Genomic DNA, 7,966 nt, shown 5'->3' with positions numbered 1-7,966 from the left:
GCCCCGACCCGCACCGGCCCCGGCGACCGACGGGGCCCCGCCGTCCCGGACCGGACGCGCCACCCACCCCCCGGTGGCGCTCCGGCCCGGGACGGCCCGGCTCCCGGCCCGGTCTGCCCGGACGCCGTTCGAGGCGTTCTCGGCCGGTCCGGCGGCGGCCCCCGTACCCGGACAGCGGCTACCTCCGGATTCCTGTCAGCAGGACGGCGCCCTGGTGACCGACGTGGTACAGCTCGCGCGCCGGCGCGCGAGATGGACGGTGATGTCGGCGGCGATCTCGACTGTCTTCGGCAGGACCCGCCTGATCCGGCTGAACACCCGCTCTTGCTGCGCGGCCGGCAGTTCGAGGTAGGCGGAGATGGTCGCGAGGTGGCCGACGTAGTCGTCGGCGCTCATCGTCAGGCGGCGCTCGATCACGGCCTGCTGAACGTCGACGAACCATTCGGACCGTTGGAGCTCCGTACCCGGCCATTGCATGTCGTGTTCCGGAGGCGTCCCGTCGGGAGACGGGATCTCGTCGCTTTCCAGGTATGGTGCCCGGGCCACCCGAACCGCTTCCCGCACAGCCGGGTCGACCAGCTGGATCGGGCCACCGCACGAGGCGAACACGCCGCCCGGCTTCAATAACGCGGCCATGCGCGACCACCGCCGCTCCGCGCTGGTCCAATGCAGCGCCGCTGCCGCATAAACCAGGTCGTAGCGTTCGCCCGGTCGTAGGTCCTCGAACGAGGCTTGCACGGTCTTGACGTCTGCTGGCACGTGCTTACGCAGCTCGGCGAGCATGGCCCCGTCCGGCTCGGTCGCGGTGACCGCGATCCCCTGTCGAGCGAACAGACGAGTTGCTTTGCCTGTCCCGGAGCCGATCTCGAGGGCAGCCCGAACCGGCCTGCCCGCATACGTCATCACCATGTCGACAAGCTCCACGGGATATCCCGGCCGGAACCGTTCATATGCTTCCGCCACCAGTCCGAAGCTCATGGCACGACCAGACATGCCGAACATCCTGGCACTGCCGACGCCGGCCATGCGGCTATGAGCGGATGTCCGCGGTGGTTATCGCGCCGAAGCACGTCGTCGACCGACTTCGCTCCGCCCGCTGCCCACGCCTCGCAGGCGGTGCGTACCTCCGCTGGTCTAGGGTCGCTGGGGTGGTCATGAGCGCGCAGGACGTTGTGGGCGTGATCGAGTCCGACCCGGTAGCGATGAGAGTCCTTCGGGCCACGGCCGACCTTGGATTACCGGACTGGTGGATCGGTGCCGGCTTCGTTCGCAACCGCGTCTGGGACGCGATCAGCGACCTCCCGGTCTCGCCGGAGCGCGACGTGGATGTCGCCTACTTCGACCCGGAGAAGCTGGACCCGCGCGAGGACGCACGCGCCGAAGCCCGAGCCATGGCGGCCCTACCCGGGGTGCCGTGGGAGATTCGTAATCAGGCACGGATGCATCTGCACAATGGCGATGAGCCCTACACGTCCACCTTGGACGCGGTCTCGCGCTGGCCCGAAACGGCAACCTGTGTCGCGGTTACTCTGCGGGGTGGCTCTGTTCGCCTGGTGTCCTGCCATGGGCTGGCTGACCTTGTGGGAATGGTCGTCCGCCCCTCGCCAGCTTTCGCCGGCGCAGCGGGCCGCGCGACGGTACAGCGCCGCGTGGAGGTCAAGGGATGGCTCGACCGATGGGCCGGACTGCGGTTGGAACTCTAGCGCTCACCCCAAAGCGAAGGAAGCGCAGCCCCGAGAGGACGTCCTCTTCCCGGTCATGGCCGCGCCGATCGCGAGCACGTGAGCCCGACGTTGGATCAGGTAGGCGGACTCAGCCGCGCCCCCCGCCTTCGCTGGGCGTCGGCCCGAGGTGGCTCAAGGTCCGGTGCCCCGGCACGAGTGGGGTCGCTGAGCGGAGACCGCGGTCGGGCGAGCGATGGGAGAGCAGGCGTCCGATCAGCGCGGCGGCGATGGCGGCCAGCCCGGCCGCCGCGAAGCCGCCCGCTGGCACGGAGACGTCGATCGCCACCCCGACGATCGGGGATCCGAGCACGTAACCCGCGCTCTGCGCCGAGGATTGCAGACCTGTCGCCTCACCCCGCACGCTGGCTGGCGCCAGCCGGCTCACCGCGTCGGCCACCGCGGAGAGGGTCGGCGCGGTGAGAAGCCCGGCGCCGACAACGGCCACGCACAACCAGGGCCAGTCGTCGGCAAGCCCGGCGGGAACCGTCACGAGGCCGAGCAAGCCGAGCAGCACGCCACGTGGGCAGCGGCCAGGGCAGTGCGCCATAAATCAGCCCGCCGGCGACGGAGGCGACGCCGAACACCGCTACGACCGCGGCGGCCCAGGACACCTGACCTGCTTCTTCGAGCGTGGCGACGATGGCGAGGTCGACGCCGCTGAGTAGCGTCGTGGCGCCGAACGCCATCGTCAGTACGGCGATCATGCCGGCGCCCAGCCACTCCCGGCGCGGCGGCCGTCGGGCCGGGCCGGCATCCGCCTCGTCCTCGGCACGCAGCGGCGGGTTGAGCAAGGCGATCCCGGCTCCGCCAGCCGCGATCGCGGCGCCGACCCCCCATGCCACCACACCGGGGGACATCTTCGCCGCACACAGGATCACTATCGCCGGACCCACGGTGTACGACAGCTCGCCCTGCACCGATTCCAGCGCGAACGCGGCCCGGCGCTGTCCCGCCGTCGTCATCGCGGCGATCGCCTGCCTGGTCACCTGCTGAACCGGCACCATCAGCAGACCCGCCGCGAAGGCGGCGCCCAGCAGGATCCCGTACGGCAGGATCGGCACGCTCAGCCAGAACACGACCTGCAGTACGACAGTTGCCAGCAGCACCGTACGCAGGCCCCGCCGGTCGATCATGCGGCCAAGCAGCGGCCCACCCAGCGCCAGCCCGATGGCCAGAGCCGCCGCGACACCACCCGCTGCCGCGTAGCTCATGTCCAGGCCCAGCACGACATACATCGTCAGCGCCATCACGTCAGCCGTGATCGCGGCACGGGCGAGCAGCGAAACGCCCAGCAGCGGTGCCATCCCTGGCACCGCGAGTACCTGTCGATACCTGATCACCTACCGGACGCTAGGTCGTCCGCGAGCTCATCGGAAGTGGCCAGCTTCTTGGGCCTGGCATAATGAATGCTTATGGCCAGGGATCTTGAGACGGCGTTGCTGCGGTCGTTCGTCACCGCCGTACGCGCCGGCAGCATCAGCCGCGCCGCGACCGCGCTCGGGCATACCCAGCCCGCGCTCAGCCAGCAGTTGCGCAAGCTCGAGAGCGCCGTCGGCCGTCCGCTGCTCTACCGGTCGTCGTCCGGCGTCTCGCCGACCCGGGCAGGTGAGGAGCTCCTGCCGTACGCCGAACGCATCCTCTCGCTCTCGACACAAGCACTCACCGAAGCCGGACGCGCGCTCACCGGCCACTGCGGCATCGGCTTGCTCGAAGACCTCGCCGCGTCCCAGCTTCCGCAGGCCCTCGCCGACCTCGCCCGGCTGCACCCCGGCGCGACGCTGGAGGTCCTCAGCATCTCCAGAGCCGCAATGCGCGAGGCCTACGACGCGGGCCGGGTCGACCTCGTGCTCGACGAGGTGCCGGACGTTCCCGGGCCGCCGCGCTGGACGGTACGCCGCCCGCTGGTCTGGGCGATCGGCCAGGGCGTGGACGTGGCTGCCGACCCGCTGCCGGTGGTGCTGTTCTCGAACCCGTGCTCCTGGCGCACGTCCGTGCTGGAAACGCTGGACCGTGCCGAGCGGCGCTGGCGGGTGGCGTTCGAGAGCAACAGCCTGGTCGGTGTGCTCGCCGCGCTGCGGGCCGGGCTCGGCGTCGCCGCGCTCATGCCCGCGAACCTCGAACCGGTCATGGCCTGTTACGACGCGGACGCCCTGCCCACCCTGCCGGACGTCGAACTCGGTCTCGCACGACACCCACGGACCGACGGTGACCCCCTGATCGATGCCGTCGAGACCGCGCTACGACGCACGATCTGAATTCCGCGGAAGGACGTCCCGGCGGATGCCGTTGCGGTAGACGGCGTACCGGTCGGCCATGGCGGGCGGACAATGGCCGGATGACGAGGCTGGTACGTGGCGGAAGCCGGAACGGTGTACGTGGGACGCGGGCGGTCGGCGCAACGGCGACCGGGGCGGCGGCCGTCGGCGCGCGGGCCGGGGGCGCGGCGTCCATCGGCGCGCTGGCGATCGGCGCGCTGGCCACCGGGGCGGGCGCCGTGGCGGTGCTGGCCATCGGGCGGCTCGCGATCCGTCGGGCGGTCATCCGCGAACTGCGCATCGGGCGGCTGGAGGTCGACGAGTTGGTCGTCCGCCGCCGGGTCGCCGTCCCGGGCGACGACTAGGCCTGCGGCGGCGGGCACGCGCTGCCAGCTGACCGCGCCGCACGGGCGGGGCGGAGCCGGTGCACCCACGGGCGCGGGTCAGCCGGCGGTCGGCTCCGGCGTCGGGTAGCCGTACAGCTCCATCAGCCGGCCCCGGGCGGCGTGCAGGCGGTCCACCACCACGCTCATCAACCGGGTGGTGAGCTGCCGGCCGAGCGCGTCGTCGGACTCCATCAGCCGGCGCAACCCGGCGGCGTTGAACTCCACCGCGGTGCTGCGCCGCACCGCCACCGCGCCGAACTGCCAGCGGTACGGCGGGAAGAGCCAGGACCAGCCGAGCACCCCACCCGGCCCGATCACCTCGATCTCCACGTCGCCCCGGCCGGGCACCGCGAAGTCGAGCGCCACCTGCCCGTCGCGGACCAGCCAGCACCGCTGCGCCGGCTGGCCGGCGCGGAACAGCCGGTGCCCGGGGTGCCAGACCACCGGGCGGGCGTACCCGGCCAGCCGGGGCAGCCACGGCTCGGGGAGCCCGGCGAGGAAGGGGTGCGCGCGGAGCACGTCGAGAGTGGTCATCGCGTACGCCTCTCTGGTTGGGTGCGCCAGACCGGCCGGTCGCTCCATTCGACCGCATCCGGGGCCGGCGGCGGCAGGGCCGTTGGTCCCGCCGCGCGCGGGCGCAACGCCCCTGCCGGCGCCGCGCCGCCGGCGCGAAGGTGGAGGCGGGGCGGTGTGCCGACGGGGCGCGCCCGCAGCGGCGGAGGGTGATGTGACGACCGGGGTGGACATGGACGTGGCGGTGGACACCCCGGTCGAGCCGGCCGGCGGGCTCAGCTCGGCGCAGGCCGCCGAGCGGCTGCGCGCGGACGGGCCGAACGCGGCGGCGCCGCCGCCCCGCCGGCACCTCGCGAGCCGGATCCTGCACCAGCTCACCGACCCGCTGGTGGCCCTGCTGCTGGCCGCCGCGGTGGTCACCACCGTGTTGCGCGACTACCCGGACACCGCGGTGATCGTGCTGGTGGTTCTGGTCAACACCGCGATCGGGGTGGTCCAGGAGGTACGCGCCGACCGGGCCATCGCCGCGCTCGACCAGCTCGCCGCGCCCACCGCCCGGGTGCTGCGCGACGGCCGGGACGTCGTGCTGCCCGCCGCCGACCTGGTCCGCGGCGACGTGGTACGGGTGGAGGCGGGCGATGTGGTCCCCGCTGACCTGCGGTTGACCGAGGCCAGCCGGCTGCACCTGGACGAGTCGGCGCTGACCGGCGAGTCGGTGCCGGTCGGCCGGGACGCCGGCGAGGAGGCCAGCGCCGGCACCGTTGTCACCACCGGCCGGGGCACGGGCACCGTGGTGCGCACCGGCCCGGCCAGCGCGCTGGGCCGGATCAGCGCCCTGGTGGCGGCCACCCGGCCCGCCGCGACGCCGTTGCAGCGCCGGCTGGCCACGCTGGGCCGCGTCCTCGGCCTGGCCGCGGTGCTGCTCTCCGGTCTGGTCTTCGTCATCGGCGTGGTCGGCGGGCGCCCGGTGGTCGACATGGCGGTGACCGCGGTCAGCCTGGTGGTGGCGGCGGTGCCCGAGTCGCTGCCGGCGGTGGTCACCCTCGCCCTCGCCCTGGGCGCCCGCCGGATGGCCGGCGCCCGGGCCATCCCGCGGCGGCTGCACGCCGTGGAGACGCTCGGCTCGGTCACGGTGATCGCCTCCGACAAGACCGGGACGCTCACCGAGGGGCGGATGGCGGTGCAGCACGCGGTCACCACCGACGGCTCCCGGTACGCGGTCACCGGCCGCGGCTACGCCCCGCACGGCGCGGTGCACCACCGGGGCGAGCCGGTGGCCGTGCCGGAGGAGCTGCGCCGACTGGCCCGGGCCGGGCTGCTCTGCAACGACGCGACGCTGGCGCCGCCGACCGACGAGCGGCCGGAGTGGACCGCCGTCGGCGACCCGCTGGAGGCGGCGCTGGTCGCCTTCGCCGCCCGGTGCGGCCTCGATCCGTCGGCCACCCGGTCGGCCTGGCCGCGGGTCGCCGAGCACCCGTTCGACCAGGAGCTGCGCCGGATGACCACTGTGCACCGCTCCTGCGACGGCCGGTACCTGGTGGTGTGCAAGGGGGCGCCGGAGAACGTGCTGACCGCGTCCCTGCTGGAGGCCAGCGCCGAGGAGATCGCCGAGCTGGCCGCCACGGCGCACCGGCTGGCCGCCGAGGGGCTGCGGGTGCTGGCGGTCGCGTCCGCCCTGCTGGGGGCGCCGCCGGCCGACCCGGCCCGGCCGACCGGGCTGCGGCCGGTGGGGCTGGTCGCCGTCGGCGACCCGCTGCGGGCCGGCGCGGCGGACATCGCCGGCAGCTTCGACACCGCCGGCGTCCGGCTGGTGCTGGTCACCGGGGACCACCCGGCGACCGCCGCGGCGATCGGCGGGCAGCTCGGGCTGTGGCGGGAGGGCGACCCGCTGGTCCGCGGCGACGACGAGGACCCGGCCCGCGCGCATCCGGAGACCCGGGTGTACGCCCGCACCCAGCCGGAGCAGAAACTCGACATCATCGCCGGGTTGCAGTCCCGGGGGCACGTGGTGGCGATGACCGGCGACGGCGTCAACGACGCCCCGGCGCTGCGCCGCGCCGACATCGGGGTGGCCATGGGCGGCGGCACCGAGGTGGCCCGGCAGGCCGCCGACCTGGTGCTGGTCGACGACGACCTGTCCACCGTGGCCGCCGCCATCGGCGAGGGCCGGCGGATCTACGACAACATCCGCCGGTTCCTGCGCTACGCCCTCTCCGGCGGCGTGGCCGAGATCGCGGTGATGCTGCTGGGCCCGCTGTTCGGGTTGGCCGTACCGCTGCTGCCGGCGCAGATCCTCTGGGTGAACCTGCTCACCCACGGGGTGCCGGGGGTGGCGCTCGGCGCGGAGCCGGCCGAGCCCGGCACGCTGCGGCGGGCCCCGCGCTCCCCGCAGGAGTCGGTACTCGGCGCCGGGCTCGGCCGGGACGTGCTGGTCACCGGGGCGCTGATCGCGGCCGTGGTGCTCGGCGCCGGGGTGCTCGCCCGGCACTGGGACCGGCCCTGGCAGTCGGTGGTCTTCGTGGTCCTCGGCCTGGCCCAGCTCGGGGTGGCGCTGGCGGTCCGCGCGCCGCGCCCGCGTGGCGCCCGGCGCGGCAACCGCGCCCTGCCGGTCGCGGTGGCGGTGTCGGCGCTGCTCCAGGTGGCCGGGGTGCTGCTGCCGCCGCTGCGCGACCTGCTCGGCACCGCGCCGCTCGGCGCGCCGGAGCTGCTCGCCTGCGCCGCGGTGAGCGTGCTGCCCGGGCTGGTGCTGTGGCTGGCCCGCCGGCCGTGGGCCGCGGCGCCCGACACTCCGGCCGGTGGCAACCCAGTGGCCGACGGTGGTCTGGCGGCCGACGGCGGTCTGGCGGTCGAGGGTGGCCCGGCGGCCGAGGGCGGGCCTGTGCCGGCGCGGTCGCGCTGATCGGCGGCCGGGCGGGGGCGAGGTCAGCCAGCCGGTCGGACCCGCACCCGGGCCCCGGGTCGTGGGCTCATGCGGCCGGGGGCAGCTCGGTCAGCCGGCCCGCCGCCTCGTGGTACTCGGCCCCGGTGCGCGGGCAGACGTACCGGCCGTCGCCCTTGGCGACCAGCGGTTCACCCGCCCGCCCCACCC

The 7,966-nt window shown here is 74.5% G+C and carries 7 protein-coding genes and 1 pseudogene; 4 read left to right on the top strand and 4 right to left on the bottom strand.

All coding sequences use genetic code 11. The features are described 5' to 3' along the window. Positions 1 to 195: 195 nt before the first annotated feature. Positions 196 to 978: a class I SAM-dependent methyltransferase gene (locus DLJ47_RS19330; RefSeq protein WP_233257901.1), complete on the bottom strand. Its 783-nt coding sequence runs from the start codon at positions 976 to 978 to the stop codon at positions 196 to 198. Between the two features lie 176 nt (positions 979 to 1,154). On the opposite strand from DLJ47_RS19330, the gene DLJ47_RS19325 reads away from it, so the two are divergent. Further along, complete coding sequence (locus DLJ47_RS19325) at positions 1,155 to 1,703, top strand: nucleotidyltransferase family protein (protein WP_233257900.1); 549 nt, start codon at positions 1,155 to 1,157, stop codon at positions 1,701 to 1,703. A 109-nt stretch (positions 1,704 to 1,812) separates the two neighbouring features. Here DLJ47_RS19325 and DLJ47_RS36330 read toward each other — a convergent pair whose 3' ends face one another. Beyond that, entirely contained in the window at positions 1,813 to 2,271 is a 459-nt protein-coding gene (locus DLJ47_RS36330) for an MFS transporter (RefSeq protein ID WP_233257899.1), read from the bottom strand. A gap of 1 nt (position 2,272) precedes the next feature. Further along, positions 2,273 to 3,028: pseudogene (locus tag DLJ47_RS36960) on the bottom strand (MFS transporter); the annotation flags it as partial. A gap of 108 nt (positions 3,029 to 3,136) precedes the next feature. Here DLJ47_RS36960 and DLJ47_RS19315 point away from each other — a divergent pair. Continuing rightward, a complete protein-coding gene (locus tag DLJ47_RS19315; RefSeq protein WP_199235906.1) occupies positions 3,137 to 3,979 on the top strand; it encodes a LysR family transcriptional regulator in 843 nt (280 codons plus the stop codon). 80 nt (positions 3,980 to 4,059) lie between these two features. Beyond that, complete coding sequence (locus tag DLJ47_RS35840) at positions 4,060 to 4,344, top strand: hypothetical protein (RefSeq protein ID WP_158289849.1); 285 nt, start codon at positions 4,060 to 4,062, stop codon at positions 4,342 to 4,344. 78 nt (positions 4,345 to 4,422) lie between these two features. Here DLJ47_RS35840 and DLJ47_RS19305 read toward each other — a convergent pair whose 3' ends face one another. Further along, positions 4,423 to 4,899 (bottom strand): cyclic nucleotide-binding domain-containing protein, encoded by a 477-nt coding sequence (locus tag DLJ47_RS19305; RefSeq protein WP_088994719.1) that lies wholly within the window; start codon positions 4,897 to 4,899, stop codon positions 4,423 to 4,425. Between the two features lie 193 nt (positions 4,900 to 5,092). Here DLJ47_RS19305 and DLJ47_RS19300 point away from each other — a divergent pair, with 193 nt between their 5' ends. Next, on the top strand, positions 5,093 to 7,777 hold the full coding sequence (locus DLJ47_RS19300) for a cation-translocating P-type ATPase (RefSeq protein ID WP_446723585.1): 2,685 nt from the start codon (positions 5,093 to 5,095) through the stop codon (positions 7,775 to 7,777). Positions 7,778 to 7,966 lie beyond the last annotated feature (189 nt).

This window comes from Micromonospora sp. S4605, assembly GCF_003176715.1.
Lineage (GTDB): Bacteria > Actinomycetota > Actinomycetes > Mycobacteriales > Micromonosporaceae > Micromonospora > Micromonospora echinaurantiaca.
This window is presented reverse-complemented; position numbering and strand designations above follow the sequence as displayed.